The sequence below is a fragment of the Halomonas mongoliensis genome, from assembly GCF_052496345.1.
On the sequence record NZ_CP199288.1, the window covers coordinates 960,788 to 986,521 of the forward strand.

General features: G+C 69.1%; 22 protein-coding genes and 1 tRNA gene. 12 read left to right on the top strand and 11 right to left on the bottom strand.

The window, feature by feature from the left end; translation table 11 throughout:
* Positions 1–6: 6 nt before the first annotated feature.
* From ACRYRV_RS04390 to ACRYRV_RS04400, 3 genes are all read left to right on the top strand, one after another.
* Positions 7–969: a GlxA family transcriptional regulator gene (locus ACRYRV_RS04390; protein WP_309636139.1), complete on the top strand. Its 963-nt coding sequence runs from the start codon at positions 7–9 to the stop codon at positions 967–969.
* Between the two features lie 135 nt (positions 970–1,104).
* The gene (locus ACRYRV_RS04395) at positions 1,105–1,812 is read left to right on the top strand and encodes an AzlC family ABC transporter permease (protein WP_444985821.1); all 708 of its coding nucleotides are present in this window, start codon (positions 1,105–1,107) and stop codon (positions 1,810–1,812) included.
* On the top strand, positions 1,809–2,120 hold the full coding sequence (locus ACRYRV_RS04400; RefSeq protein ID WP_444985820.1) for an AzlD family protein: 312 nt from the start codon (positions 1,809–1,811) through the stop codon (positions 2,118–2,120). Before ACRYRV_RS04395 ends, ACRYRV_RS04400 begins: the two co-directional genes overlap by 4 nt.
* A gap of 42 nt (positions 2,121–2,162) precedes the next feature.
* Here ACRYRV_RS04400 and ACRYRV_RS04405 read toward each other — a convergent pair whose 3' ends face one another.
* On the bottom strand, positions 2,163–2,447 hold the full coding sequence (locus ACRYRV_RS04405; protein WP_444985819.1) for a hypothetical protein: 285 nt from the start codon (positions 2,445–2,447) through the stop codon (positions 2,163–2,165).
* A gap of 381 nt (positions 2,448–2,828) precedes the next feature.
* On the opposite strand from ACRYRV_RS04405, the gene ACRYRV_RS04410 reads away from it, so the two are divergent.
* The gene (locus ACRYRV_RS04410; protein WP_444985818.1) at positions 2,829–3,101 is read left to right on the top strand and encodes a hypothetical protein; all 273 of its coding nucleotides are present in this window, start codon (positions 2,829–2,831) and stop codon (positions 3,099–3,101) included.
* Positions 3,102–3,200: 99 nt separating this feature from the next.
* On the opposite strand, the gene ACRYRV_RS04415 is transcribed toward ACRYRV_RS04410, so the two are convergent.
* From ACRYRV_RS04415 to ACRYRV_RS04425, 3 genes are all read right to left on the bottom strand, one after another.
* Positions 3,201–3,557, bottom strand: a complete 357-nt coding sequence (locus ACRYRV_RS04415) for a nucleotide pyrophosphohydrolase (protein ID WP_444985817.1) — start codon at positions 3,555–3,557, stop codon at positions 3,201–3,203.
* A gap of 107 nt (positions 3,558–3,664) precedes the next feature.
* A complete protein-coding gene (locus tag ACRYRV_RS04420; RefSeq protein ID WP_444985816.1) occupies positions 3,665–6,076 on the bottom strand; it encodes a DNA/RNA helicase domain-containing protein in 2,412 nt (803 codons plus the stop codon).
* 254 nt (positions 6,077–6,330) lie between these two features.
* A tRNA-Ile gene (locus ACRYRV_RS04425) sits at positions 6,331–6,407 on the bottom strand.
* 148 nt (positions 6,408–6,555) lie between these two features.
* Between ACRYRV_RS04425 and ACRYRV_RS04430 the strand changes: the two genes are divergently transcribed.
* The 7 genes from ACRYRV_RS04430 (at position 6,556) to fhuB (ending at position 14,846) form a co-directional block, all read left to right on the top strand.
* On the top strand, positions 6,556–7,155 hold the full coding sequence (locus tag ACRYRV_RS04430) for a hypothetical protein (RefSeq protein WP_444985815.1): 600 nt from the start codon (positions 6,556–6,558) through the stop codon (positions 7,153–7,155).
* 105 nt (positions 7,156–7,260) lie between these two features.
* Positions 7,261–7,989 carry a siderophore-iron reductase FhuF gene (fhuF, locus tag ACRYRV_RS04435; protein WP_444985814.1) on the top strand — a complete coding sequence of 243 codons (729 nt, stop codon included), beginning with the start codon at positions 7,261–7,263 and terminating at the stop codon, positions 7,987–7,989.
* Positions 7,990–8,005: 16 nt separating this feature from the next.
* Positions 8,006–8,938: a helix-turn-helix domain-containing protein gene (locus ACRYRV_RS04440; protein WP_444985813.1), complete on the top strand. Its 933-nt coding sequence runs from the start codon at positions 8,006–8,008 to the stop codon at positions 8,936–8,938.
* Between the two features lie 105 nt (positions 8,939–9,043).
* Entirely contained in the window at positions 9,044–11,119 is a 2,076-nt protein-coding gene (locus ACRYRV_RS04445; protein WP_444985812.1) for a TonB-dependent siderophore receptor, read from the top strand.
* A 21-nt stretch (positions 11,120–11,140) separates the two neighbouring features.
* Complete coding sequence (locus ACRYRV_RS04450) at positions 11,141–11,911, top strand: ABC transporter ATP-binding protein (protein WP_444985811.1); 771 nt, start codon at positions 11,141–11,143, stop codon at positions 11,909–11,911.
* Between the two features lie 78 nt (positions 11,912–11,989).
* Positions 11,990–12,880 carry an ABC transporter substrate-binding protein gene (locus ACRYRV_RS04455; protein WP_444985810.1) on the top strand — a complete coding sequence of 297 codons (891 nt, stop codon included), beginning with the start codon at positions 11,990–11,992 and terminating at the stop codon, positions 12,878–12,880.
* The gene (fhuB, locus tag ACRYRV_RS04460) at positions 12,870–14,846 is read left to right on the top strand and encodes a Fe(3+)-hydroxamate ABC transporter permease FhuB (RefSeq protein WP_444985809.1); all 1,977 of its coding nucleotides are present in this window, start codon (positions 12,870–12,872) and stop codon (positions 14,844–14,846) included. Before ACRYRV_RS04455 ends, fhuB begins: the two co-directional genes overlap by 11 nt.
* 20 nt (positions 14,847–14,866) lie before the next feature.
* Here fhuB and ACRYRV_RS04465 read toward each other — a convergent pair whose 3' ends face one another.
* The 7 genes from ACRYRV_RS04465 to ACRYRV_RS04495 all read right to left on the bottom strand — a co-directional run bounded on the left by ACRYRV_RS04465 (position 14,867) and on the right by ACRYRV_RS04495 (position 23,233).
* Positions 14,867–16,228 carry a serine hydrolase domain-containing protein gene (locus tag ACRYRV_RS04465; RefSeq protein WP_444985808.1) on the bottom strand — a complete coding sequence of 454 codons (1,362 nt, stop codon included), beginning with the start codon at positions 16,226–16,228 and terminating at the stop codon, positions 14,867–14,869.
* A 98-nt stretch (positions 16,229–16,326) separates the two neighbouring features.
* Positions 16,327–18,147: an ABC transporter ATP-binding protein gene (locus ACRYRV_RS04470; protein ID WP_444985807.1), complete on the bottom strand. Its 1,821-nt coding sequence runs from the start codon at positions 18,145–18,147 to the stop codon at positions 16,327–16,329.
* A 73-nt stretch (positions 18,148–18,220) separates the two neighbouring features.
* A complete protein-coding gene (locus ACRYRV_RS04475; protein WP_444985806.1) occupies positions 18,221–19,270 on the bottom strand; it encodes an extracellular solute-binding protein in 1,050 nt (349 codons plus the stop codon).
* Positions 19,271–19,326: 56 nt separating this feature from the next.
* Positions 19,327–20,139: an ABC transporter ATP-binding protein gene (locus ACRYRV_RS04480; protein ID WP_444985805.1), complete on the bottom strand. Its 813-nt coding sequence runs from the start codon at positions 20,137–20,139 to the stop codon at positions 19,327–19,329.
* Positions 20,136–21,236, bottom strand: a complete 1,101-nt coding sequence (locus ACRYRV_RS04485; protein ID WP_444985804.1) for a FecCD family ABC transporter permease — start codon at positions 21,234–21,236, stop codon at positions 20,136–20,138. The genes ACRYRV_RS04480 and ACRYRV_RS04485 overlap by 4 nt, the downstream gene beginning before the upstream one ends.
* Before the next feature lie 15 nt (positions 21,237–21,251).
* On the bottom strand, positions 21,252–22,223 hold the full coding sequence (locus ACRYRV_RS04490; protein WP_444986215.1) for a FecCD family ABC transporter permease: 972 nt from the start codon (positions 22,221–22,223) through the stop codon (positions 21,252–21,254).
* Between the two features lie 53 nt (positions 22,224–22,276).
* Positions 22,277–23,233 (bottom strand): ABC transporter substrate-binding protein, encoded by a 957-nt coding sequence (locus tag ACRYRV_RS04495; RefSeq protein ID WP_444985803.1) that lies wholly within the window; start codon positions 23,231–23,233, stop codon positions 22,277–22,279.
* 214 nt (positions 23,234–23,447) lie between these two features.
* On the opposite strand from ACRYRV_RS04495, the gene ACRYRV_RS04500 reads away from it, so the two are divergent.
* Entirely contained in the window at positions 23,448–25,655 is a 2,208-nt protein-coding gene (locus ACRYRV_RS04500; protein ID WP_444985802.1) for a TonB-dependent receptor domain-containing protein, read from the top strand.
* Positions 25,656–25,734: the final 79 nt, after the last annotated feature.

Sequence of the window (25,734 nt, forward strand, 5' to 3'; positions counted from 1 at the left end):
GACACAATGCAGGCAATAAATGACACGCGGCCCCGCCGCATCCGGATCGCGATCCCGACCCTGCCGGGCAGCGCCCAATCGGCCCTCTATGGGCTGCAGGACCTGTTTGGTACCGCCAACCGCATCCTGCAGGAGCTGCAGTCAGCACCCGAGGCGCTCTTTGCCGTGGAGCTGCTGCCGACGGACAGCACGCCCACCGTGCGCCCCGAGATCGCCATCGTGCCGCCGATCCTGGAGGGTGACGCCTACCTGAGCGCCCAGCCCGAACTCTGCCGGACGCTGCGTGAGTGGCACGCCGCCGGCACGGTGGTCTGCTCCGTCTGCGCGGGCGCCTTCCTTCTCGCCCAGGCCGGCCTGCTCGAAGGGCGCCGGGCCACCACCCACTGGCAGCTCGAGGCACAGTTTCGGGCCCACTACCCTCACCTCGCCCTGGATACCGATGCGCTGCTGGTGCCGGAAGCCGACCTGGTGACGGCAGGCGGCGTCATGGCCTGGATGGACCTCGGACTGCACCTGGTTGCACGCCACGTGCCGCCCTCCGTGGTGCAGTCGCTGGGCCGCTTCCTGGTCATCGACACCGGCGAGCGCCAGCAGCGCTACTACCGCGCCTTTACTCCCGAGATGGCCCACGGCGACCGCGCGATCCTGCGGCTCCAGCACCACCTGCACGCACATTTCACCCGCCGCCAGACCACCGCCGAGATGGCCGCCACCGCGGGCCTCGGCGAACGCACCCTGATGCGCCGCTTCCGCCAGGCCACCGGGTTCGGCCCCGGCGAATACCTCCAGCAGCTGCGCCTGCAGCGCGCCAGGGAGCTGCTGGAAAACCGCCGTGACAGCGTGGAACAGGTCGCCCTGACGGTGGGCTACGAGGACACCAGCGCCTTTCGCAAGATGTTCATCAAGCACACGGGGCTTTCACCCAGCCAGCATCGGGCCCGGTTCGGAAGCGGCGGGGCAAGCGACTAGCGTCTTGCCCGCCGACGGCCCCCCTGGGCGCAGCCCCACTGCCAAGGGCCGACTTGATTCCCTCCGCAGGGCATGGCGAACTGGCGGATTCACTGTATCGGCAGCGCCGAACGATCGGGCACAAGGGAGCACGACATGACGACCAGGGAAACGAGCCCATACCGCCTGGACAGGGCGCTGGTGTGGGCAGGGTTCAAGACGCTGCTGCCGCTCTCGCTGTTCGTGATCGTGTTCGGCATCGCCTTCGGCCTGGCGGCGACCCAGGTGGGGCTCGGCGACCTGGAGATCGTGCTGATGAGCACCCTGGTCTTCGCCGGTGCCTCCCAGTTCGCCGCCCTCGAGCTCTGGGGGCCGCAGATTCCCGTCTTCACCCTGCTGGTGACGGTCTTTGCCATCAATGCTCGCCACCTGCTGATGGGCGCCACCCTCTACCCCTGGCTGGAGCCGCTCTCGCCGGCCAGGCGCTACGGCATCATGGTGGTCGCCTCCGACGCCAACTGGGCCATGGCCATGCAGGCCTTCGGCCGCGGCCAGCCCGGGCTGGGGCTGCTGCTGGGCGGCGGCATGGCCCTGTGGAGCTTCTGGGTGCTCGGCACCTGGCTGGGCCTGCACGTCGGCGGAGCGGTGCAGGACCCTGCGAGCCTGGGGCTCGACATGGTAATGGGGTGCTTTTTGCTCGCCATGGTGGTGGGCGGCGAGAAGAACCTGCGGATGCTGCTGATCTGGGCGGTAGCCGCCGGCGCCTCCCTGCTCGCCTTCTACCATTTGCCGGAGAACAGCCACGTGGTGGTAGGCGCCCTTGCCGGGGGCCTGGTGGGTCTGGTGTGGGGGAAGCGCGAATGAACCTGGAGACAGGCGGCCTGGGGGTGTTTCTCATCATCCTGGCCATGGGGGTGGTGACCCTGGCGACCCGCTGGGGCGGTGTCTTCGTGATGTCCTTCGTGCCCATCGGCTACCGGGTACGGCAGTTCATCCACGCCATGTCCGGCTCGGTACTGGTGGCCCTGCTCGCTCCCCTGGCGGTGACCGGCGACAACGCCGCCCGCCTGGCCCTTTTCACCACCGCCGTGATCATGCTGACGCTCAGGAAACCCCTGCCGGCCATCGCCGGCGGGGTACTGGCAGCCGCGCTGTGGCGGCAGTTCGTGTGAAGCCAGCGGGCCTGAACCGCATGTCGCAAGCCTCGGCGGGTCTCAGACGGTAGCGATCAGGCCGTTCTTGCGAAGGGCCGCCACGACCTTGCGGGCGAGCCTCTCCAGCCGCGTCAGGTCGCCGAAGCGGGGTACCTCGCCCTCCTCGAGCCGGCCTTCCCACTCCTCGAGTTCGGTATCGAGGAATTCCAGCAGCTTCTTCGAGCACCCCTTGCAGGGCCCCCGACAGAGGCTCGCCTCCGGCATATCGAAGGGCACCTGCGTGCGTACCTCCCGGATCAGGCGCTGCATGGCCGTGCTGAGATCAGGGCGAGTACGCCGGGACATGATCTGCGTCTCCTCTGACATGACGGGGTGTAAACCTGCGGGGCGGTAGTATCGCACCGCGGCATCACAAACCAGTTGCGCTGGATCAGGGGGGCGTTATTCGAGCATGACCCAGGTTTCTACTGTCCCTCAGGTGAGATGACTACAGAGAAAGATCAAATGTTAACAGTATTTACAAACGTCGTTTCTCAACTAGCCTGAGGCATAAGGGGAGCATGCCGACGGCGCGTCACCACCCTGACCCGCCAGCATCACAGAGAGCCGCAAGCCCCCTGGCACTTCGAGCAGCAGGGAGGGGCCGATGATGCATCAGGCCTGGCACCCCTTTCGCGAAGTCGTCATCCTTCACGTCCAGCCTCGTGCTCAAGGAGGGACAGCCATATGAATATCTCCTTTGGCGCCCCGCTCACCCCCCATTGGCAGCATATCCACGCCGACTGGTGGCAAGACGATCAGGGCAACGACATCCATCGTGTCGAGATCGACGACGACGCTCTCTACCACTGCCACCTCGCCGGCTCGCCGCTGCCCTGGGATGCGGTAGCCACCAGCCTGGACGAGGCCATGCTCCTCTGCGGCACCAGGCCACAAGAGCGTCGCGAGCCGGAACCAGAGCCCCTGCCGGGCCGCAGGAGCCGACACCAGCAGCGCTGATCCGGGAGAATGGCACGCCCCCGCACCCATGGCAGGTCGAGGCCGTCAGATATCGTGGGCAGGGGAAGTCACGGCAGAGGGAAGCGGCCACACATCACGTCACCCCTGATAGTGCGTGTACTTTTTCGCACTTCCCTTCACTTGGTCGGCGGGATATTTCTTCGCATTCTTCTCCATCTTCATCCGGCATGCCGCTTCGATATCCACGTCCAGCTTGCCCGCCAGCCGGATCAGATAGAGCTGAACATCGGCTATTTCGTCACGCACGGCGGCGAGTTGCTGCTCATCCAGCTCCCTGGACTGCGCCTCGGTCAGCCACTGGAAACACTCCTGCAGCTCGGCTGCCTCCACCGTCAGCGCCATGGCCAGGTTCTTGGGCGAGTGGAACTGATCCCAGTCGCGCTCGACGGCGAACTGGTCCATGGCGTCGCGGAGTTGCTTGAACGGGTCTGACATCTAGGGGTCACCTGGTTCTGCGGTATCGGATAGCGGTGAGCATGCCTGCTCTCCCGCTCGCTATCCAGCCGGTATCGGCATAGGCGACCATCCGGCCGCCCGCTCGCTCAGAGCACAGAGAGAAATTCGCCGATGACCTTCAGCTCCTCAAGCTCGTCCTCAAGCACGATATCCTTGTAGCCGAAGGCGTTGGTCTGAGGCTTGAGCACGACGCGCTGGTTCACGAGCTCGCCGTACTCCTCGACCTTTTCGCTCTGGTACAGCTTGACCGTGAAGCTACCGCCGTGGTCCGGGTCCTCGATGGCGCGATGCTGTACCACTACAACCTTGCCCTGCCGGGTACCGCCGGGATTGGCGCGGAACAGGCACCAGGCACCGTTGGGAATGCGCCGATTCATCGACTCCCCTACCACCCGGCTGACGAAAAGGTCGGAGCTCATACGTACATGATCCGGCAGCTCGACCCAGCGCTCAGCTTCGGCGACCTGCATCTCGCTGAATTCGCCGGCGGCGATGCGCAGGTCGTAGACGGGTACATGGCGTTCGAACGGCGCTGCCTCGTCACGCGTCACGATGGGAAGGTGCAAGCCATCCAGCCTCTCGCCTTCCTGACCCGCGTCCAGCTGCTCGGTCGCCGCTTGAGCTCGAGCAAAGGCGGCAAAGTACTCCCGGGTCTCGGGGTCCGTGGCATAGACGTAGCAGCCCTTCTGGCCCCGCGTCATCAGCGTGCGATAGGTGTTCTTGATGATCTGGTCGGCCGCGGCACGGGCATGCCCGGGCTGCTCCTTGAGCATTTTCTTGTAGCCATGCACGGAACGGTCCTGCCCTGCCCGCTTGGCCGCGTCTGTCACCACGCGGCCGTCACGAATCACGAAGTCGTCGCCGATGATGACGCCGACGTAGTCGAACTCGAGCCCTTGGCAGGTGTGGATGCAGCCGACCTGTTCCACAGAGTCCTCGGCGATGGCCCACAGCATGCCGTCGTCGTCGAGGTTCCACTGGGCCGCGAAGCCATGTTCGGGAAACACGATGTCCATGGCTTGCTTGTCCTTCTTGCTCGTCCAGGGCCAGCAGTAGCCCGCTACCATGCGTGCCTTGTTGGCCTTGCGGTTCTTCTCGAGGATCGCCCGGCGCATGGCGCTCGGGTCATCGAACACCTGGAAGTCGTAGTCGATGTGCTCCAGGTCGGTATTGGCCGTGGTCCGAACCTGAAGGGCGTGATCGAGCCAGGCCAGATAGCCGTCCGAGCCGTTGCAGCGAAACTGCGAGGCCAGCTCAAGCTCCTGGACATCGGCGCCGCACTCAGCCGCTCGCCGCCGGATCTCCTCAACCGTCCCCACATCCTTCAGCGTCACGCGCTGCGCTTCATCGATAAAGAAGATCGAGAAGCGTGACGCGGCGATCACCTCCTTGACCTGGCTCTCCCCCAGGTTCTGATACATGCCCGACTTCTCGTTCAGGCGGTGCGCCTCATCGACGATAAGTGCATGGAAGGTATCCGGCTTCGCGTTGACGTAGCTGCCCGAGCCCTTGAACAGGTTGTCGATGTGGGTCTTCTTGCGCGTGCCGGTCAGCTTCTTCTTGAAGACCTCCCGAGGGGCCGAGTTGCGCGAGACGTACTGGGTCATCATCTCGCGCTTCGTCAGCTCCACCAGCAAGTTGATGGCCACCACCGACTTGCCGGTACCTGGCCCACCCTTGACGATCAGGCACTGCTTATTGCCGCTGCCTGCGCGATGCGCAAGATCAAGGGCGGTCTCATGGACGAGCTTCTGGTCATCGATCATCAGGAACTCGGCGTTGCCCTGCATCATCGAGGCCAGGGCATCCGCCAGGTTCTTGCTCGGCTTGATCACACCGTGCTCGATGCGATACATGATGTCGTTGCTGTCGCCGTACTTGATGTGCTGGCTCAGAAACTCGGAGAGCTTCAAGGCATCCTGCGAGATAAAGACTGGGGCACGGCGCGTGTGGTGCTCATAGAAGGGATCATTGATGGCGTCCCCCTGCTTCATGTTGTGCAGGTAGGCGCAGGGCACCAGGCGAATTGACTCGGAGCGCACCGTCTCGTTGTAGTCCTCGATCAGCGCGCCATAGGACCAGGCCTGATAAGACGGGTGGTTGGTCTCGCGAACTCCGCCGCCCAGCCGGGTACGCACGATGGCATCCTTCTTCGTTACCTCGACGGACTGCCACTGCTTCAGTTCCACAATGACCGCGGCATCGTCACGCTGGTGGTTCTTGCCGGTCAGTATGAAGTCCACGCGACGATTGGTCAGCGGAATATTGTATTCGATGGCTACGCCTGCCGATGCGGGAATCGCTTCGTCTAGCAAAGCGCTCATCATGAAGCGAAGAGAGCATTCCCAAGCATTCACCTCACTAGGCGGCGAGTTGCGGTTCAGCCTTCGCGCCACCTCGTTTTCAATGGCGTCGACGATGGCGTTGGCTCGCACATCGTCGATGAACTGCTGCTTGGTGGCGTTGTAAACCAGCATCGTGTCATGGGTTCCTTTCATGGCCTGAACTCAGCCTTCTTGGCTCACGGATATAGCCGCAGCACACTTGCCAGCGGGATAAAAACCGCCAGGAAGGCCGATGCCATCCTACTGTGGTTGGACCGTGATGGGGAGAGCCCGCATAGGTAGCCTGCCTACCCTATCGTGCCATAAAGCCCCGTCACCACAGCTGCTGATCAGCCACAGTCTTGTATGGGCAGGTAAAGTGGAGGACAGTGAAGCAAAAGGGAGGCCAAGCGCATATGCCTGGTTTGTGGTGGGCCCAGCAGGACTTGAACCTGCGACCAAGGGATTATGAGTCCCCTGCTCTAACCAACTGAGCTATAGGCCCTTTCAGCGAAGGATGCGCGAACGCGCCGGCGTATGATAGCGAATGGCAGGGGAGCTGACCATAGCCCGATCGGTCTCCCCTGCGGTCCGCGGCACCTTCCCCGGTTGCCGCGGTCTTTCATGGGCCCGCCCCTTCAGGAGATACGCCGGTGCCACGTCGCTCTATTGCCAGCCTGCCAGTGCTTGGCCCTACCCTCCTCATTCTGCTGCTGGCTCTGCCCGCCGCCGCCTGGGAGCTCGACCCGGCCCAGTCGCGGGTCGCCGCCACCGTGGTGCAGCTCGCCCCCGAGGGCCCCATCCCCCGCCAGCACGAGGTGCGCCGGCTCACCGGCGTCGCCGAGGCGGACGGCACCCTGGTGCTGCCGCTGCGGCTGGCCCAGAGCGACGTGATTGAGCGCATGGGGCCCCTGCCGCCCTGGCTCTCGGGCTTCACCGAGAGGCCCATGGCCACGCTCACCACTCGCTTCCCGCCGGAGCGCCTGGAGCGGCTGGCCGTGGGCGACTCCCTGGTGGAGGTGCTGATGCTCTCGGTGCAGTCCGGCAACAGCTCCCGAACCGAGCCCCTGGCGGTGCGCTTCACTCGGGAATCGCCTGAGCGGGTGCGGGTCACCAACGCCGAGCGGGTGGCGCTGGACGGCCGCGAGCTGATGGCCGACCCGACGCTGCGTTCGGTGATGCGGCTGCTCGGCTACGAGCGAATCGGCGACGAGGTGCCGGTGAGCCTGGATACGGTGCTGGTGAGGGGGTAGTCGCTGCGGCGCACCTATACCGCGCTGGGCATGGCGCACACCGACACTTTTGATAATGATTATTATTTGTATAATAGAGCTTTCCGCGAATCCAGTGGTCTCGCCATGCCCTCCTCCCTGGCCAAGCTCTACATCGGCCCATTGCAGCACCTTGCCCCGCCGGCGGTCACTCCCCTGTCACCCCACCTCGGCATGCCGGCCCGACAGCTGATCGATCCAACCTCGCTGGGCGCGCTGCTCACGCGCTTCGGCGCCCGCTACGGTCATGGCGACCGCCGCGCCGTGGCCTCGCTATGGTCCAAGTGGCACTTCAGCGCCCTGGCGGCCCACTGCCTGGCCGCCAACCTGCTACTTGAGCGCGACTTACCGCTGGGGCTCGACGAGCTGCACCTCGAGCAGTCTCCCGAAGGGCAGACCACCGGCCTGGCGCTGCGCCATGCCGGCCGCCCCCTGACCGACCTCGACCCCTGTCGGCGCTTCGCTACCCTGCTCGATGGTCATCTGGAACCGCTGATCGAGGCCCTGGCCGCGGCCACCGGTGCCTCCCCGAAGGTGTTCTGGAGCAATGCCGGCAACTACTTCGAGCACTTCGCCGGCGCCCTGGCCGACCACCCCATGGCCGCGCCGGGCGTCGCGGAACCCGCCAGGGCGCTGGTGGAAAGACGCACGCTGCCAGACGGACGTCGCAACCCGCTCTACCGGCCGGTGCGCTACGTCGAGCGTGATGACGGAAGCCTGCGGCGGGTGCGTCGCCTGTGCTGCATACGCTATTTGATCGAGGAGCTCGGCGTCTGCGGTAACTGCCCGCTGAGCTGTCGACGGCCTAGGCCATAGGCGCAGGTGACAGGCCATGTTTCCGACCCGCCGCCACACCGTCGCCGACTTCCTCGGCTACGGTCGCCGCTACCAGATCGACTACCGCTTTCCGGTGGCGCCCGGCCAGCCGGAGCGCGCCGCCCGGCTGCCCATTGCCCAGGGCCGGGTGGAAGAGGTCACGCTGACGGCGGGGGCCGAGCTGGTGCTCTCCGACCTGAAGGTGATCCAGCCCTATGCGTCTCGCTCCCGAGGCCAGGCGGCACTGCTGATCGTGGCGGTGCTGGAGGGTCGGGTACGCCTGGGGCTGGCGGGCAGGGAGCGCTGGCTGACCGCCGGCGAGGCCTACACCCTGTGTCTCGACGACCGTCAGGTACTCGGTACCCATCAGCCTGCCGACCAGCGCCTGCGCACCCTCAGCCTGGCAATGAGCGATGAGGCCCTGGGCCAGTGGTGCGGCTCGCTCCCCCCGGCGGCTCCGTACGCCTGGTCGCTGCCCAACGCCCTGGCTCTGACCCTGGAGCAGGGCTACCGCAGCGGCCTCTCCGGCCAGGCACGCCGTCTCTTCTTCCAGGGTCTGGCGCTGCAGCTGCTGGCCCAGGGGCTCACTCCTCCCGCTCCGGAACGTCTGCCAGCCACGGCCACCGCGGCGCCGGCCAGACGCCTGGAGGCGGTCCGCCGCCTGCTCGAGGAGCATCCCGAGCGGGAACATGACCTGGCGGCTCTGGCGAGCCTGGCCGCCATAAGCCCCAGCACCCTGGCACGCCGCTTCCGCGCCGCCTATGGCTGCTCGCCCATCAACTACCTGCGCCGCCGGCGTCTGGCCCGGGCTCGGGAGCTGCTGCTCGGCGGGTATGGCGTCCAGCAGGTCGCCCATCTGAGCGGCTATCGCCACGCCAGTAACTTCATCACCGCTTTCCGCCGCACCTATGGCGTTTCCCCTGGGAGCCTGTCGAGTTCCCGCCCTTGAAGCAGGCTGGCACTCGCCCATAACCCCTTGCGCGGCACGCATAACTCACCGGAGCGAATAAGTGGAACAATTCTCACTTGCAAATCTATCGTCCGAGAGTGATCCATGCCCCGCTTGCATCCCCTGACCCTCGCCACTGCCCTGGCCTCCATCTCCCTGTCCAACCCGCTCCTGGCCGACGAGGCCCTGGAGACCCTGACGGTCACCGCCAGCGCCGCCACCAAGACCGAGACGCCCTTTATCGAGACGCCTCAGACGATCTCGGTGGTCGAGCGAGTGAACTGGGAGACCCGTGGCGCCGAGAGCGTCCAGCGCGCCGCCGACTATACCCCCGGCGTCTTCACCAACCAGATCGGCGCCTCCAACCGCTACGACTACCTAGTGCTGCGCGGCTTCGCCGACGGCAGCATCAACAACACCTTCCTCGATGGCCTCAAGGTGATGAGCGACGGCGGCTCCTTCAGTTCGCTGGTGATCGATCCCTGGTTCCTGGAGCGTATCGAAGTGGTCAAGGGGCCGGCCTCGGTGCTCTATGGCCGCGCCTCCCCGGGGGGCCTGGTGGCCCAGACCAGTCGCCGCCCGGAGTTCGAGTCCAGCGGCGAGCTGCGCCTGCGCCTGGGCAACAATGCCCAGCGCGGTGCCGCCTTCGACGTCACCGGCCCGCTGGACGCCGAGCGCCGCCTGGCCTTCCGCCTCACCGGCCTGGCCCGGGCCGCCGATACCCAGTTCGGCCCGGTGGAGGAGCGGCGCTACGCCATCGCCCCCCAGCTCAGCTGGGACATCAGCGACGCCACCAGCCTGACCCTCCACGCCTACCTGCAGCGTGAGCCGGAGGGAGGCTACCATGCCGGCCTGCCCTTCGAGGGCACGATGGTGGACCGTAACGGCCGCCGCATCGCCAACACCTTCTTCGAGGGCGAGGAGGCCTTCGAGACATTCGAGCGCGACCAGCTCATGGTCGGCTATGAGTTCGAGCATCGCTTCCATGACGGCCTGAGCGCCCGCCAACGGCTGCGCTATACCGAGACCGAGGTGGAGCTGGCCCAGGTCTACGCCTACGGCTGGGCCTCGCAAACCGAGCTCAACCGCTACTTCTCCGGCGGCGAAGAGTCCCTCGATGCCCTGACCGTGGATAACCAGCTGGAGGCGCGCCTGGCCACCGGCGGCGTGGATCACACCCTGCTGCTGGGCCTGGACCATCAGCGACGCAACAACGACGTCACCTGGACCTCCGGGGCCTTCCCCGCCATCGACGCCTTCGATCCCCAGTACGGCGCCGGGCCCAGCATGATGTTCCCGGAGGTACGCCAGCGCCGCGAGCTGGAGCAGACCGGCCTCTACCTCCAGGATCAGCTGGCCTTCGGCAACTGGCGAGCCAACCTCGGCCTGCGCCACGACTGGGTGGATATCACCAACAGCGACCCGGTGAGCGGCACCCAAAGCGTGCTGGACGACACCCAGGTCAGCGGCCGCGCCGGCCTGCTCTATGCGTACGATAACGGCCTGGCGCCCTATGCCAGCTACTCCACCTCCTTCAGCCCCAACAGCACCACCGACCAGGACGGCGACCTGCTGGCCCCCACTGAGGGCGAACAGTGGGAACTGGGCCTGAAGTACCAGCCCCCGGGGACGCGCAACCGCTACAGCCTCGCCCTCTTCGATATCACCCAGGAGAACGTCTCCGCCAAGCGGCCCAACGAGACCTTCTATCGGGCCACCGGCGAGATCCAGTCCCGCGGCGTCGAACTGGAGGCGCACCATCAGTTGACCGACGCCCTCTCGCTGCAGGCCGCCTACGGCTACACCGACGTGACCCTGGAGAAGACCGGCGACGCCAGCCAGGGCAATCGCAGCCACCAGGTGCCACGCCACCAGCTCGCGGTCTGGGGCCACTATACCGCCCAGTCCGGCGGCCTGGCCGGCCTGGACGCGGGACTCGGCGTGCGCCATCACGCCGGTATCCATGCCGACGACGCCAACACCCAGCGGGTGCCGGACACCACCCTGGTCGACGCCACCCTGGGCTATGACCTGAGCCGCCTGGGCCTCGACGGCATGAGCGCACGCCTCAACGTCAGCAACCTGCTCGACGAGACGTACGTGGCCTCCTGCTACGACCTGAACTTCTGCTACTTCGGCGCCGAACGCAGCGTTACTGCCTCTTTCCACGTCGCATTCTGATCAACTCATAGGAAACACTGCATGTTCGAGATCCGCGCTGCCACCTTCGAGGTTCACGGACGGCAGCTGCTTGGCGCCACCGACCTTACCCTGAAGGGCGGCCGAGTGCATGGACTGATCGGCCACAACGGCTCGGGCAAGTCGACCCTGCTCAAGCTGCTGGCCCGCCAGCAGCCGGCGAGCCGGGGTCAGCTGTACTTCGCCGGTCGCCCACTCTCCCGCTGGGGGCATCGCGAGTTCGCCCGCCGGGTGGCCTACCTGCCCCAGCAGGTGCCCGCCACCGAGAACCTGCTTGGCCGCGAGCTGGTGGCCATGGGCCGCTATCCCTGGCGCGGCCTGCTGGGGCGGCACACCCGCGAGGACGGGGCGGCCATAGACCGCGCCATCGCTGCCACCCACACCGAGGCCTTCGCCGACCGCCTGGTCGACACCCTCTCCGGTGGCGAACGCCAGCGGGTCTGGCTGGCCATGCTGCTGGCCCAGGGCAGCGATTTCCTGCTGCTCGACGAACCCCTCGCCGCGCTGGACATCGCCCACCAGGTGGAGGTGCTGGCGCTGATCCGCGAGCTCAGCCAGACCCTGGGGCTCGGCGTGGTCATCGTGCTGCACGACGTCAACATGGCGGCGCGCTACTGCGACCACCTGGTCGCCCTGCACGGCGGGCGCGTGCTGACGCAAGGGTCGCCGGCCGAGCTGATGAACGAGGCCACCCTAGAGGCCATCTACGGCATCCCCATGCGAGTGCTGCCACACCCCGTCGGCCACCATCCCGTCGCCCTGGTTCATGCCTGACGCTCCCATGGCCGCGACTCCCCCACTCTAGCCTCGAAATCCCACGCCCCGATGATCGTCTCTTCCCTGTGCACTGCCGTGACCGCTGCGGGATCACCTGCCTGGTGGCATCGCCGCGCTCTCCTCGCCCTGCTGCTGGCCCTGGGCCTGGCAGCGTCACCTCGCGCCCTGGCCCAGCCGGCCATCGCCACCCTCGACTGGACCCTGGCCGAGACATTGGTGGCGCTGGGCGTGACACCGGTCGGGGTCGCCCAGGTCGAGGCCTACCATGCCTGGGTCGGCGCGCCGCACCTGCCCGAGGCGGCCGTCGATCTCGGCCTGCGCAGCCAGCCCAACCTGGAGCTGCTGGCGAACCTAGCACCCGATCACATCCTGATCTCACCGATGTTCGCCAATCTGGCGCCGCGGCTTTCGCACATCGCCCCGGTGGCAACAGTGCCGCTCTATACTCCGGGCCGCGAGACCTGGCCCCAGCTGCACGAGCTGACCCACCAGGTGGGCCGCCTGGCCGAGCGGGAAGCGGCCGCCGAACGACTGATCGCCGAGACGGAGGCGCGACTGGCGGCCCTGCGGCAGCGGCTTCCCGAGCGGGTGCCGCCGCTGCTGGTGGTGCAGTTCATGGACGAGCGCCATGTCCGGGTATTCGGTGAGGGGGGCCTCTACCAGGCCGTGATGGCCCGCCTGGGGCTGGAGAACGCCTGGCGCGGCGAGACCAACGCCTGGGGCTTCTCGCTGGTCGGCCTGGAGCAGCTGGCCGGCCTGGAGGCACGGCTGGTGGTGGTGGAGCCCTATCCGGTGGGCGTCGAGGCGGCACTGGCCGACAGCGGCCTCTGGCAGCAGCAGCCCAGCGTGCGCAATGACAGCCTGATCACCCTGCCCCCAGTGTGGAGCTTCGGCGCCCTGCCCTCGGCGATACGCTTCGCCGAGCATCTGGTGGCCGCCCTGGAGGAGGTATCCCATGACGACTGAGGCCACCCGCCGCCACGCCCCTGCCCTCGTCTGCCTCCTGCCGGGGCTGTCGCTGCTAGCCCTGGTGCTCGGCTCGCTCGCCGAGGAGGGGCTGCTCGATGGCCTGCACGCCCTGACGACGGTGATGCCGGCGAGCGCCGAGTCGCTGGTGCGCCACTACAGCTGGTGGCCGCGACTGGCCATGGCGCTGCTGGCCGGCGGCGGCCTGGCCCTGGCCGGGGTGCTGATGCAGCAGGTCCTGCGCAACCCGCTGGCCGCGCCCACCACCCTGGGGGTGGCCAGCGGCGCCAACCTGGCGCTGATGGCCGCCACCCTGCTCGCCCCCGGCCTGCTGCTGGCCGGGCGCGAATGGGTGGCCCTGGCGGGCGGCGCCGGAGCCATGGCGCTGGTCTTCGCCCTGACCTGGCGCCGCGGGCTTTCGCCTGCGGTGGTGGTCCTCGCCGGACTGGTGGTGAACCTCTACGCCGGAGCCCTGGGCATGGTGCTGCTGCTGTTCCACCAGGAGACCCTCAAGGGGCTGCTGATCTGGGGCGCCGGGTCGCTTTCCCAGAACGGCTGGCATGACGCCGCCTTCCTGGCCCCGCGCCTGCTGCTGGGCGGCCTGGCGGCCTGGCTGCTGCTGCGTCCGCTGGCGGTGCTAGAACTCGACGACGCCAGCGCCAGGAGCCTCGGCGTGTCGTTGAAGCACCTGCGTCTGGTGGGGCTGGGGCTGGCGGTCTTCCTGACCGCCTGCGTGGTCAGCGTGGTGGGGGTGATCGGCTTCATCGGCCTGGCGGCGCCCAATATCGTGCGCCTGGCCGGTGCGCGCCGGCTGGGGCCGCGTCTCCTCTGGTCGACGCTGCTCGGCGCCCTGCTGCTGGCCACCACCGACCTGCTGCTGCAGCGCTTCGCCGGTACCCTGCCGACCCTGATCCCCACCGGGGCCGCCACCGCCGCCCTGGGTGCACCGCTGCTGCTGTGGCTGATTCCCCGGCTGCGCCTGGAGGCCGCCCGCCCACCCGGCGCAGCCACCGCTCTGGCCCCGCGCCACCCCGCCCCCGGACGCCTGGCCGCGGGGCTGGCCCTGGGACTCATGGCCGCCACTCTCATCGCCCTGCTGCTGGGCCAGGCGGCCGGCGGCTGGTACACCACTGTTGAGGAGGCGGTGCTGGCATGGCGCTGGCCGCGGCTGCTGGCCGCCGCCGCCAGCGGGGTGATGCTGGCCATCGCTGGCACCCTGATCCAGCGCCTCACCGCCAACCCCATGGCCAGCCCCGAGGTACTGGGCATCAGTGGCGGCAGCGCCATCGCCTTGATGGCTGCCCTCTTCCTGCTGCCCGCCCCTGGCAACCTGACCCTGGTCGCCGCCGGCACCCTGGGGGCGCTGGCCAGCCTCGCCGTGCTGGTGCTGCTCAATCGGCGCAGCGGCTTCGTGCCCGAACGGCTGCTGCTCAGCGGCGTGGCGATCACCGCGCTGTTCGATGCGGTGCGCGCCATCGTGCTGGCCGGCGGCGATCCCCGCGGCCAGCAGGTGATCGCCTGGCTCTCGGGCTCCACCTACTACGTCGATCCCGTCAGCGCGACGCTGGTGGCGGGCCTTGCCGTGGCGCTGGCCCTGGCGACAGGCCCCTTCGCCCGCTGGCTGGATATCCTGCCGCTGGGGGCCGCCACGGCCGCGGCGCTGGGAGTGCGGGTCGAGCGGGCCCGGCTGGCACTGCTGCTGCTGGTCGCCCTGCTGACCGCCTGCGCCACCCTGGTGGTGGGGCCGCTCTCCTTTGTCGGCCTGCTGGCGCCCCACATGGCCCGGCTGGCGGGCTTCTCCCGGGCACGGGCGCAGCTGCTCGGGGCCGCGCTGATCGGCGCCCTGCTGATGGTGCTGGCCGACTGGCTGGGCCGCCAGCTGCTGTTCCCCGCGGAGATTCCCGCTGGCCTGGTGGCCTCGCTGCTGGGCGGCGCCTACTTCATGTGGGGCTTGGGGCACCGGTAGGCGCAGACAATCCGGGTCCGCTACTCCACCTCACGCCCCATCAGATACTCGGCCAGGGCCTGATAGGCGGGCAGCGAGGTGGCGTCGTTGGCCGCGTTGCCCGCCACCGGGTGGGAGGCGAAACGCACGATCACCATGCGGGCGGTGGGATCGATGTAGATCGTCTGGCCATGCACGCCCCGGGCGGCGAAGGCACCGTGCTCGTTGTGCAGCACCCACCACATGCCGCGGTAGCTACCGCCGGGCAGGTTCGCGTAGCCGGCCCGGGCGAAGGCGTCGCGGTCGCCGCCCTGGCGGATGCGCTCGACCGCCGCCTCGGGGAAGAGCCGCTCGCCGTCGAGCTCGCCGCCCTCCAGCACCAGCTGGCCGAGGCGCGCCAGGTCGCGCAGGCCGGCGCTCAGCCCACCGCCGGCGAAGGGCGTGCCGATGGCGTCCACGGTGAAGTAGGCGTCCTGCTCGGCGCCCATGGGCTGCCAGAAGCGCTCGCTGACCAGGTCCGCCACCGAGCGGCCGGCGGTGCGGGCGATGATCCACCCCAGGGCATCGGAGTTCACGGTACGGTAGCCGAAGGCCTCGCCGTGGGTGCCCTCGGGCTGCACCGTGGCCAGGAACTCGTAGTAGCTCCGTGGCCCTTCGTAGTCGTCAGGCTTGGGCAGCGGGCTTGCCGCCGCGTTGTAGGTCCAGATCTCCGCCTCGGGGTCGGCGTAGTCCTCGCTGAAGTCGAGCCCGGTGGTCATCTCCATGACCTGCTGCACGGTCGCGTTGCCGAAGGCGCTCTCCTCGAGCTCCGGCAGGATCTCCGCCACCAGGGCCGTCTCGTCCAGCACCCCTTCGGCCACCAGGATCTCGGCCAGAAGCCCCGTCACCGACTTGGTCACCGACATGGCGCCATGCACGCCGGCCTCGTCCAGGCAGCCCGCGTAGCGCTCGTGGACCACCCGCCCCTCGTGCAGCACCAGCAGGCCGTCGGTGTAGTTGGCGTCGAAGGCCGCCTCCCAGGTCATCGGCTCGCCGCCCCCCAGTGGGGTGAAGGTGACCGCGTCGATATTCGGATCCAGGGCATAGGGCAAGGGTCGCGACGCCTCGAGGCCACGGCTCACCCGCCGTGTCGGCAGCAGCTCGCGAAAATGACACACCGTCCAGCGCAGCTTGGGAAAGCCGAAGTAGTCGCTGTCGGGCTGGCCGATGATCTTCTCGGGTGGAGGCGGGAAGCCCTGCATCCAGCCCAGCGCCACCGGATCGGACTCCGCCGCCGTGAGAAGCGGCTCGGCCGCCGCCGGCAGCGCCATGCCCGCCGCCGCGAGGGCGGCGACCAGCGCCCGGCGCCCTAGCCGCGCAGGCCGCTGACGCCCCGATATTCCAGACCCCACGTTCGCTGACATGACGCTCGCTCCTGTCTCGAGGTGATGGAGCGAGTCTTGCCCAGAACGGCACCGCGAGCAACGCCGCCGCGATGAAGAGCACCGCCCCAGGCAGCGCCTCAGCCGAGCGGCTCGCCTTCCATCAGCGCCCCGGTCTGCACCCGCCACTGGGCGGCGTAGCGGCCGTCGGCCTCGAGCAGCTGCGCGTGGGTGCCGCGCTCCACCACCCGGCCGCCCTCGATCACCACGATCTCGTCGGCGTGAACGATGGTGGAGAGGCGGTGGGCGATCATGATCACGGTGCGGCCGTGGGCGATCTTGCGCAGGGAGCGCTGGATGGCCGCCTCGGTCTCGTTGTCCACGGCGCTGGTGGCCTCGTCCAGCACCAGGATGGGCGGGTCCTTGAGCAGCGCCCGGGCAAGCGAGAGCCGCTGGCGCTGGCCGCCGGAGAGGCGGATGCCGCGCTCCCCCACCGGGGTGTCGAGCCCCTGGGGCAGCGCCTGGATAAACTCCCACGCCTCGGCGGTGCGAGCCGCCTCGATGATCTCGACTTCCGCGGCCTCGGGCTTGCCATAGGCGATATTGTCGCGAATCGAGCCCTCGAACAGGTAGACGTCCTGGCTGACCAGGCCGATGGCGCCGCGCAATGAGGCGAGGCTTACCTGATCGATGGGCTGGCCGTCGATCAGCACCCGCCCGGCGCTGGGGTCGTAGAAGCGCAGCAGCAGCTTGATCAGGGTCGACTTGCCGGAGCCGGTGGCGCCCACCAGGGCCAGCGTATGGCCGGCGGGCACCCGGAGGCTGATGTTCTCCACCCCGACCTCGCTTGCCGCATAGCGAAAGCTCACCCCCTCGAAGCTCACCTCGCCGCGCAGCGGCTCGGCCAGGGGGGCGTCATGGTTGTCGCGCACGGTGATGGGCACCGCCAGCAGGTCGAGGATGCGCCGGGTGCTGGCCATGGCGCGCTCGAAGAGATCGATCACCTCGGCCAGGCCAGTGAGCGGCCAGAGCAGGCGCTGGGTGAGGAACACCAGCACCCCGTAGGCGCCCACGTTGAGGTCGCCGCGCAGGGCGAGCATGCCGCCCACGGTAAAGGTGGCCAGGAAGCCGGCGAGGATCGCCATGCGGATCACCGGGATGAAGGCGGAGCTGACGCGGATGGCCCGGCGATTGGCCTCCACATAGGCCTCGCTCACCTCGCGCAGCCGCGCCGCCTCCCGGGCCTCGCTGGTGAAACTCTTGATGGTGGCGATGCCGGCCAGGTTGTTGGAGAGCCGGCTGGCGAGATCGCCCACCTTCTCGCGCACGTCGGCGTAGAGCGGGCCGGCCTTGCGCTGGAAGAAGAAGGCGCCCCAGATGATCAGTGGGATGGGGGTGAAGGCGAGCAGCGCGATCAGCGGCGAGATCACGAAGAAGACCGCGCCCACCGCCACCACGGTGACGCCCACCTGGATCAGCGAGTTGGCGCCGCCGTCCAGGAAGCGCTCCAGCTGGTTGACGTCGTCGTTCATGGTGGCCACCAGCTGCCCCGAGCTCTTCGACTCGAAGTAGGCCATGTCGAGGCGCTGGGCGTGCTCGTAGGTGTCCAGGCGCATGTCGGCCTGGAGGCGCTGGGCCAGGTTGCGCCACAGGATCTTGTAGAGGTATTCGAAGATCGATTCGCCGGCCCAGATGAAGAAGGTGAGCACGGCCAGGATCATGATCTGCTCCTGGGGCGTGGTGAAGCCCAGCCGCGCCACGAAGCTGCGCTCCTGGTTGACCACCACGTCGATGGCCACGCCGATCAGGATCTCCGGGGCGATATCGAAGATCTTGTTGATGATCGAGCAGCTGGTGGCGGCGATGATGCGCCGCCGGTAGCCGCGGGCGTAGCGCAGCAGGCGCACCAGCGCCTGGAAGCTGTTGGGTGAGGCACTGGCGGATGAGGCGGAGATGGTCATGAGGCGTCCTTGTGCTTAGCCAGCGAAGCATAGCCGAGGGCGCCCGCCCCCGGCCAATGCCGGCTCCCCGCGCTTACTCCCAGCCAGCGCGCACCATGATCTCGCGGGCGGTCTCGGCCTGCTCGCCCATGGCGGTGATGGCGAGCGCATCCATGGTCGCCTCGCCGAAAGCCGCCTCGGCCTCGATCGGGCCGATATCCGCCACCACCGGGTAGAAGATGCCCTCGGCCACGTCCTGCTGCACCGCGCCGGAAGCGGTGTGCTCCAGGAACAGGCGGGCGGCGTCGGCGTTGGGGGTGCCGCGGGCCACGGCGAAGGCGGCGACGTTGCGGTAGGCGCCGCGTCCCTCCAGCCCTTCGCCGGCCTGGTTGGGCCATACCAGGGTCAGGGACTCGGCCAGCTCGCGCTGCTCGGCCTCCTCGCCGCCCAGCATGCGCAGCAGGTAGTAGTGGTTGGCGACGGTCACCGCGCAGTCGCCCTCTGCGGCCAGGGCGGCGAAGAGCTCACCGTCGCGCCCGCCGGCGGGGCGCGCCAGGTTGGCCGAAAGCCCCTCGACCCAGGCCTCGGCCTGCTCGGCGCCGTGGTGCGCCACCATGGCGCTGACCAGGGAGGTGTTGTAGGCCGAGGCGCCGCCGCCCAGGCAGAGCCTGCCGGCCAGGCGCGGGTCGGTGAGGGCCTCGTAGCTCTCCGGCACCCAGTCGAGCTTCGCCTCGTTAACCACGATCACCCGGGCCCGGGTGGCGTAGCCGCTCCAGCCCGCCTCGAGGTCGCGCAGGGCCTCAGGCACCCGCGCCTCCAGGGTCTCGGATTCCAGCGGCTGGAACCAGCCGGCCTCACGCTGGCGATGGATATTCGCGGAGTCCACCACCATCAGCACGTCGGCGGGCGGCGTGGCGCCCTCCTCTGCCGCCGCCCGCATGCCGTCCGTGAACGCCTCCATGGAGGTTTCCACCAGTTCGACCGGAATGCCGGTCTCGGCGGTGAAGGTGGTGTAGATCGGCGCCTCGGGGTCGGCCAGCCGCGGCGAGAAGACTTTGAGGGGCTCGGCGGCCAGGGCCAGGGGTGAGGCGACCAGGGCCGCCAGGGGCAGCAGGCGCAGGGTGCGGGACGTAGCGGATGACATGGCGATTTTCCTTATCGGTGGAGAAAGAGCAGGCAGAAGGCGCGACCGGCGCCGCCTCAGCGGCCGGGCGAGAGGCGCCGCAGATCGGTGAGAATGGGGGTGCCGGTGACCGGGTCATGAAGCAGGGTGCAGGCGACGTCGTAGAGCTCACGCACCAGCGCCTCGGTGACCACCTCCGACGGGGCGCCCTGGGCCACGATGCGCCCCTCGCGCATGGCCACCAGGTGGTCGGCGTAGCGGCAGGCGCTAGCCAGGTCGTGGAGCACCAGGGCCAGGGTGCGGCCGGCGGCGGCCAGGCGACGCACCAGTTCGAACACCTCGAGCTGGTGGCCCAGGTCCAGGGCCGAGGTGGGCTCGTCGAGCAGCAGCAGCGGGGTCTGCTGGGCGATGGTCATGGCGATCCAGGCGCGCTGGCGCTGGCCGCCGGAGAGCGCCTCCAGGGGGCGCTCGGCCAGGGCCTCGAGCCCCGCGGCGGCCAGCGCCTCCTCCACCGCCCGCTGGTCGTCCGCCGACCACTGGCTGAGCCAGCCCTGGTGGGGCTGGCGGCCGAAGCGGATCAGGTCGCGCACGGTGAGCCCCTCCGGCGCACTGGCCTCCTGGGGCAGCAGCGCCAGGCGCCGGGCAAGCTCCCGGGCCGGCAGCTTGCGGATATCGCCGCCGTCGAGAAGCACCGCGCCCCCGTCCGGGGCGTGCAGCCGGGCCAGGCCGGCCAGCAGGGTCGACTTGCCGCAGCCGTTGGGCCCGACGATGGCGGTCACCCGGCCCGGCGGCAGGGCGAGATCCAGGCCGTCGATGACCGGGGTGCGGCCGTGGGCGAGACGCAGCGCCTCGGCCTCCAGGCGCTGCAGCGGCAGGGTTCGCGCATTCATGAGAGCCTCCTCGAGGCGGGTCGCAGCAGGATCCACAGCAGCCAGGGGCCGCCGACGATGGCGGTGACGATACCCACCGGCAGCTCGATGGGGGCCAGCAGCACCCGGCCGGCCAGGTCGGCCAGCACCATCACCAGGGCGCCGGCCAGCGCCGAGGCGGCCAGGGGCACGCCCCGGGACGACGACAGCGAACGGGCGATCTCCGGGCCGATCAGCCCCACCATACCCACCGGGCCGGCCACCGCCACGGCCAGCGCCGTCAGCAGCACCGAAAGCGCCAGCACCTGCGCGCGGCGGCGGCGCAGCCTGACGCCGAGCCCGGCGGCCACGGCGTCGGAGAAGCGCATCAGCGAGAGCGAGCGGCCGAGCGCCAGGGCCAGCGGCAGGCCCACGGCCAGGCCCAGGGCGAGCACGCTGACCGCGCTGCCCGGGCGGGCGTTGAGAGTGCCCACCGTCCAGGGGTAGGCGGCGTTGGCGGTGTCGATGGGCACCCGGGCCAGCAGCAGCTGGGTGACGGCGCCGAACACCGCGCCGATGCCGATGCCGGCCACGATGAAACGGTAGCCCCGGGTATCGCCGCCGCTGGCCAGGCCGAAGGTGATGGCCGCGGCGGTGGCCGCGCCGGTGAGGGCCATGGCCGGCGGCGCCAGCGAGACCCCCACCCCCACGACGGAGGCCACGGCGAAGGCGGTAGCACCGTTGTCGATGCCGATGATGCCGGGCGTGGCCAGGCGGTTGCGGGCCAGAGTCTGCATCAGGCAGCCCGCCACGGCGAAGGCGGCGCCGGTAAGCCAGGCGGCCGCCAGCCGCGGCAGGCGCAGGTCGTGGATCACGAAGGCGGTGACCACCTCGCCGTCGCCGGCGAGCGCCCGGATCAGCTCGCTGGCGCTCACCGGGATGCTGCCGGCCATCAGGTAGGCAGCGGAGGCGGTCAGCAGCAGCGCCAGCAGCAGCAGGTTCACCGCCAGGGCGCGGCGCTCGAGCAGCAGGCTGGCCCGGCCGGCGGTCAGGTGCCAGTAGCCTGAAGGCGGCTGGCTATCGCCCTGCGAGTCCAGCCCCGCCGCCGCTGACTGCCCCCGAAGGCGCTGCGTCTCCATCGTCTTTTCCTTTTCCTAGAGCGTCGGCAGGCGGCGGGCGCGCACCACCGCCACCAGCACCGGTGCGCCGAGCAGGGCGGTCAGCACGCCCAGGGGCATCTCCGCGGGGCTGACCAGCAGCCGGGCGGCGACGTCGGCGCCGAGCACCATCAGCGGGCCCAACGGCAGGCAGAGCCAGAGGGTGCGGCGGATATCGGGGCCGGCCAGGGCCCGGGCGGCGAAGGGCACCACCAGGCCCACGAAGGCGATGGGGCCGGCGATGGCCGTGGCGGCACCCACCAGCAGCGCCACCGCCAGGACCACCAGCAGGCGCACCCGGCCGGGATGGTGCCCCAGGCCCGCGGCCACCCGCTCGCCCAGGGCCAGCGCCGCCAGGGGGCGGGCCAGCCACAGGGTCAGGCCCAGGGCCAGGGTGAGGCTCGGCAGCACCGCCAGCAGGTCCTCCAGGCGCCGCCCGGAGAGGCTGCCGATCACCCAGAAGCGGATCTCGTCGGCGCTGCGCTGATCGAACAGCAGCAGCAGCGCGGTCAGCGAGGCGAGCAGCGCCGAGAGCGCCGCCCCGGCCAGCACCAGGCGCACCGGGTCGCTGCCCACGCCACGCAGGCGTACCACGCTGAGCACGGCGGCGCAGCCGAGCAGCGCGCCGAGCTGGCCCACGGCCACGCGCAGGGTGGCGGTGCTGGCGCCCAGCCAGAGCGCCACGCCCACGGCGAAGGCGGCCCCGGCGCTGACCCCGAGCAGCCCCGGCTCGGCCAGGGGGTTGCGGGATACCGCCTGGAGCAGCGCCCCGGAGACCGCCAGCGCCAGCCCCACCCCGATACCGATCAGGGTGCGAGGCAGCCGCAAGGAACCCACCACGAAGCGTGCCTCCTCGTCACCCGCCCCCAGCAGTACGGCCAGGGCCCGGGCCGGGCCGACATCACCGGCGCCCAGCAGCAGGCTGGCCAGCACCGCCAGCAGCAGCAGGACGCAGGCCAGCGCCGTCATCCCGGCCAGGGAACGCCGGCCGTGCAGGGCTAGAGGGGCCGCCACTTCCGCCATCAGGGCAGCAGCGCCGCTTCAAGCTCTTCGAGGATCGCCAGGGCGGCCAGGGGGCCGTTGGCGCTGGTCCAGAGCTGACCGTCCACCGGCACCACCCGGTCAGCGGCCACCGCGGGCAGGCGGGCGAAGGCGGGGGAGCGGCGGGCCGCGTCCAGCGCCTCCTGGCCCTCCTCATTGAGAGTGGCCAGGAAGAGCCAGTCGCCGTCCAGTCGCGACAGGCTCTCCAGGCTCAGGGTATCGCTGTGCACCACGCCATCGCGCACCAGGCCGGCGTCGCTGAGATCCAGGCCCGCCTCGGCGATCAGCCCGGAGGTAAAGAGCCGCTCCGACATCACCATGGGGCCCTGGGGCATCCAACGGATCAGGTTGGCGCTGCCCAGGCCATCGGCTTCCTCCAGCGCCTCGGCCAGGGCGGCGCTGCGCTCGTGGACCTCGGCGATGGCCGCCTCCATGGCGTCGGCCTGGCCCAGGGCCTCGCCGAAGAGGCGCGCCTCGGCCTCCCAGTTGTCCGCCGCCAGGGGGCGAGCCTCCGGCACCACGGTGGGAGCGATGCGCGACAGCAGGGCGTACTGCTCGGCGCTGAGCTGCGGCGCGGCCAGGATCAGGTCCGGGCGCTGGGCCAGTACCGCCTCCAGGTTGATCTCCCTCACCACGCCGACGATGGCCAGCTCGGCGCCGGGGTGCTCCGCCTCCAGGTGGGACTCGATATAGCGGGCCACGCCGTCACCGCCGCGGGTGGTCACCGCCGCCACGGGCAGCCGGCCGGTGGCCAGGGCGGCATCCAGGGCGCCCTCATAGAGGGTGACGATCCGCTCGGGGGACTCTGGCACCTCGACGGGACCATTGGCCGTCTCGACGCTGTGCGCCTGGGCCCCCAGCGCCAGGAGCAGAGATGCCCCACCGAGCAGCAGGCGAAGGGAGGGCATCAGGGACAGGGACGAGGGCTGGCGTGGCATGGAGAACTCCCGGACAGGATGAAAGCCATGCATGTTAATGATTCTCATCACCAGTAGATATCCCTCCCGCCGGAACACCGCGTTCGAGGCAGCGCAACCGAGCGCGTTGCGTCTTCGGCAACGCGGCGTTTCGGCCTCGCCGCTGTTCGCCGGGGAACTTTCGGGCCTAGAATCGCCGCTGCATTTGAGAATCAAACTCATTCAAGAGGACGCCATGCTTCGCTCAGCCCACCCCTTCCGGCCCAAGGCGCTGGCCAGCGCCATCGCCCTGGCCGCCGTTACCGCTCTCCCCGCCCAGGCCCAGTCCGGTGACAGCGCTCGCCTGGAGAACATCGTAGTCACCGCCGCCGGCTTCGAGCAGGCACTGCGCGATGCGCCGGCCAGCATCTCGGTGGTCACCCGGGAGGAGCTTGAGCGCAGGCGCTTCTCCAATATCGGCGAGGCGATTGCCGACGTGCCCGGGGTCGACGTGCGTTCGGGCACCGGCAAGACCGGCGGGCTCAACGTCAGCATCCGCGGCATGCCGGCGGAGTACACCCTGATCCTGATCGATGGTCGCCGTCAGAATACCGCCGGCAGCGTCACGCCCAACGGCTTCGGCGAGACCGCCACCAGCTTCATTCCGCCGCTCTCCGCCATCGAGCGCATCGAGGTGATCCGCGGCCCCATGTCGACCCTCTACGGCTCCGACGCCATGGGCGGGGTGATCAATATCATTACCCGCCGGGTGGCCAGCGAGTGGAGCGGCTCGGTGGCGGTGGACACCACCTTCCAGCAGGACCGCGACGCGGGTAACTCCCAGACCCTCAACCTCTATGCCACAGGCCCATTGGTGGAGGAGCGACTCGGCGTCCAGCTGCGCGGCCGCCTTTATGACCGCGACGCCTCCGAGCGCCTCATCGAAGACGGCACCGGCCGCGACCCTCGCCCCAGCGAGGCGCGCATCTACTCCATCGGCGGCCGGCTCAACGCCACGCCGGACGAGACGAACGAGCTGTGGCTGGACCTCGAGCGCGCCCGCCAGGTCTATGACAATTCGGATGGTCGGTTGGGCAACCTGGACACCCCGGAGCGGGTCTTCGGCTACGAGGATGAGCTGCGTTTCAACCGCGACCAGGTGGCGATCGGCCACACCGCACGGCTGCCGGCGGGCACCCTGGAGAGCAGCCTGACCCACAGCACCACCGAGACCCTGGGACGCACCCTGCCGGCGGGCAGCGCTCCCGACTTCGGCTACGAGGCCGAGGGCGGCGAGCCGCGCCTGCTGGAGAATCGCGATATCACCTTCGATTCGAAATTCGTGATGCCGCTGGGCGACCATATGCTGACCCTGGGCGGCCAATACATCGATTCACGGCTGGAAGATGGCGCCGCAGGCAGTCAGGTGTTCCGCCAGGACAGCTGGGCGCTGTTTGCCGAGAACGAGTGGTGGCTCGCCGAGGACCTGGCGCTGACCCTGGGGGGCCGCTACGAGAACCACGACGCCTTCGGCGGCCACTTCAGCCCCCGCGGCTATCTGGTGTGGAACACCAGCGACGATTGGACCCTCAAGGGTGGCATCAGCCGCGGCTACAAGACGCCGACCCTCAACCAGCTTCACGACGGCGTAACCGGCTTCACCTCTCAGGGCCAGACCGTCACCATCGGTTCGCCGGACCTCGAACCCGAAAAAAGCACCAGCTACGAGCTGGGCGCCAGCTACGACAACCAGCGGGGCATCACCGCCAGCGCCACGGCGTTCTACAACCGCTTCACCGACCGTATCGCCAGCGCCGCGGATGTTCCCAACTGCCAGTTCGTGGATAGCGACGGCAATACGCCCAACGCCGGCCTGGCCAACTGCATCAGCGTGGGCAACTTCACCGCCCAGGAGGGCTTCGGCCAGCTGGTCAATATCGATCGCGCCGAGACTCGGGGCATCGAATTCAGCACCCGGGTGGAGCTGACTCCCTCCTGGTACCTGAGCGGCGGCTATACCTGGACCGACACCGAGATCACCTCCGGCGACAACGAAGGCCTGCTGCTGACCAACACGCCCAAGCACAAGCTGACCGCCGGCGTGACCTGGCAGATCAACGACCGCTGGAGCACCAGCCTGGACGGTGAATACTACTCCTCCCGGGAGCGCTTCTCCGGCGGCCTGCCCACCTCGGGCCAGAACCTGGCGCTCTACGAGCAGGTGGGCAACAAGCTGGACGGCTACGAGCTCTTCCATCTGCGCAGCTCCTACCAGCTGGCAGAGAACGTGCGCCTGACCGGCACCGTCTACAACCTCTTCGACAAGGACTTCGGCAAAGCCGACAGCTACGAGTGGCAGGGTGACACCTACCAGGCCTACCGCTTCACCCAGACCGGACGCTCCACCGACGGCGTGGCCCTGGACGGCCGCAGCTTCTGGCTCTCCGCCAGCTACGACTTCTAGGCCGCTAGGCGCCCGGCAGCGCTGTCGCCCGACGGCACTGTTTCGATCCTGACCTTCGCCCCGGCACCGCCGGGGCTTT

Excerpts from the sequence above, each read along its gene's own strand:
- ACRYRV_RS04390 (WP_309636139.1), top strand. The coding sequence starts at position 7 with ATGCAGGCAATAAATGACACGCGGCCCCGCCGCATCCGGATCGCGATC.
- ACRYRV_RS04395 (WP_444985821.1), top strand. The coding sequence starts at position 1,105 with ATGACGACCAGGGAAACGAGCCCATACCGCCTGGACAGGGCGCTGGTG.
- ACRYRV_RS04400 (WP_444985820.1), top strand. The coding sequence starts at position 1,809 with ATGAACCTGGAGACAGGCGGCCTGGGGGTGTTTCTCATCATCCTGGCC.
- ACRYRV_RS04405 (WP_444985819.1), bottom strand. The coding sequence starts at position 2,447 with ATGTCCCGGCGTACTCGCCCTGATCTCAGCACGGCCATGCAGCGCCTG.
- ACRYRV_RS04410 (WP_444985818.1), top strand. The coding sequence starts at position 2,829 with ATGAATATCTCCTTTGGCGCCCCGCTCACCCCCCATTGGCAGCATATC.
- ACRYRV_RS04415 (WP_444985817.1), bottom strand. The coding sequence starts at position 3,557 with ATGTCAGACCCGTTCAAGCAACTCCGCGACGCCATGGACCAGTTCGCC.
- ACRYRV_RS04420 (WP_444985816.1), bottom strand. The coding sequence starts at position 6,076 with ATGAAAGGAACCCATGACACGATGCTGGTTTACAACGCCACCAAGCAG.
- fhuF (WP_444985814.1), top strand. The coding sequence starts at position 7,261 with ATGCCCTCCTCCCTGGCCAAGCTCTACATCGGCCCATTGCAGCACCTT.
- ACRYRV_RS04440 (WP_444985813.1), top strand. The coding sequence starts at position 8,006 with ATGTTTCCGACCCGCCGCCACACCGTCGCCGACTTCCTCGGCTACGGT.
- ACRYRV_RS04445 (WP_444985812.1), top strand. The coding sequence starts at position 9,044 with ATGCCCCGCTTGCATCCCCTGACCCTCGCCACTGCCCTGGCCTCCATC.
- ACRYRV_RS04450 (WP_444985811.1), top strand. The coding sequence starts at position 11,141 with ATGTTCGAGATCCGCGCTGCCACCTTCGAGGTTCACGGACGGCAGCTG.
- fhuB (WP_444985809.1), top strand. The coding sequence starts at position 12,870 with ATGACGACTGAGGCCACCCGCCGCCACGCCCCTGCCCTCGTCTGCCTC.
- ACRYRV_RS04465 (WP_444985808.1), bottom strand. The coding sequence starts at position 16,228 with ATGTCAGCGAACGTGGGGTCTGGAATATCGGGGCGTCAGCGGCCTGCG.
- ACRYRV_RS04470 (WP_444985807.1), bottom strand. The coding sequence starts at position 18,147 with ATGACCATCTCCGCCTCATCCGCCAGTGCCTCACCCAACAGCTTCCAG.
- ACRYRV_RS04475 (WP_444985806.1), bottom strand. The coding sequence starts at position 19,270 with ATGTCATCCGCTACGTCCCGCACCCTGCGCCTGCTGCCCCTGGCGGCC.
- ACRYRV_RS04480 (WP_444985805.1), bottom strand. The coding sequence starts at position 20,139 with ATGAATGCGCGAACCCTGCCGCTGCAGCGCCTGGAGGCCGAGGCGCTG.
- ACRYRV_RS04485 (WP_444985804.1), bottom strand. The coding sequence starts at position 21,236 with ATGGAGACGCAGCGCCTTCGGGGGCAGTCAGCGGCGGCGGGGCTGGAC.
- ACRYRV_RS04490 (WP_444986215.1), bottom strand. The coding sequence starts at position 22,223 with ATGACGGCGCTGGCCTGCGTCCTGCTGCTGCTGGCGGTGCTGGCCAGC.
- ACRYRV_RS04495 (WP_444985803.1), bottom strand. The coding sequence starts at position 23,233 with ATGCCACGCCAGCCCTCGTCCCTGTCCCTGATGCCCTCCCTTCGCCTG.
- ACRYRV_RS04500 (WP_444985802.1), top strand. The coding sequence starts at position 23,448 with ATGCTTCGCTCAGCCCACCCCTTCCGGCCCAAGGCGCTGGCCAGCGCC.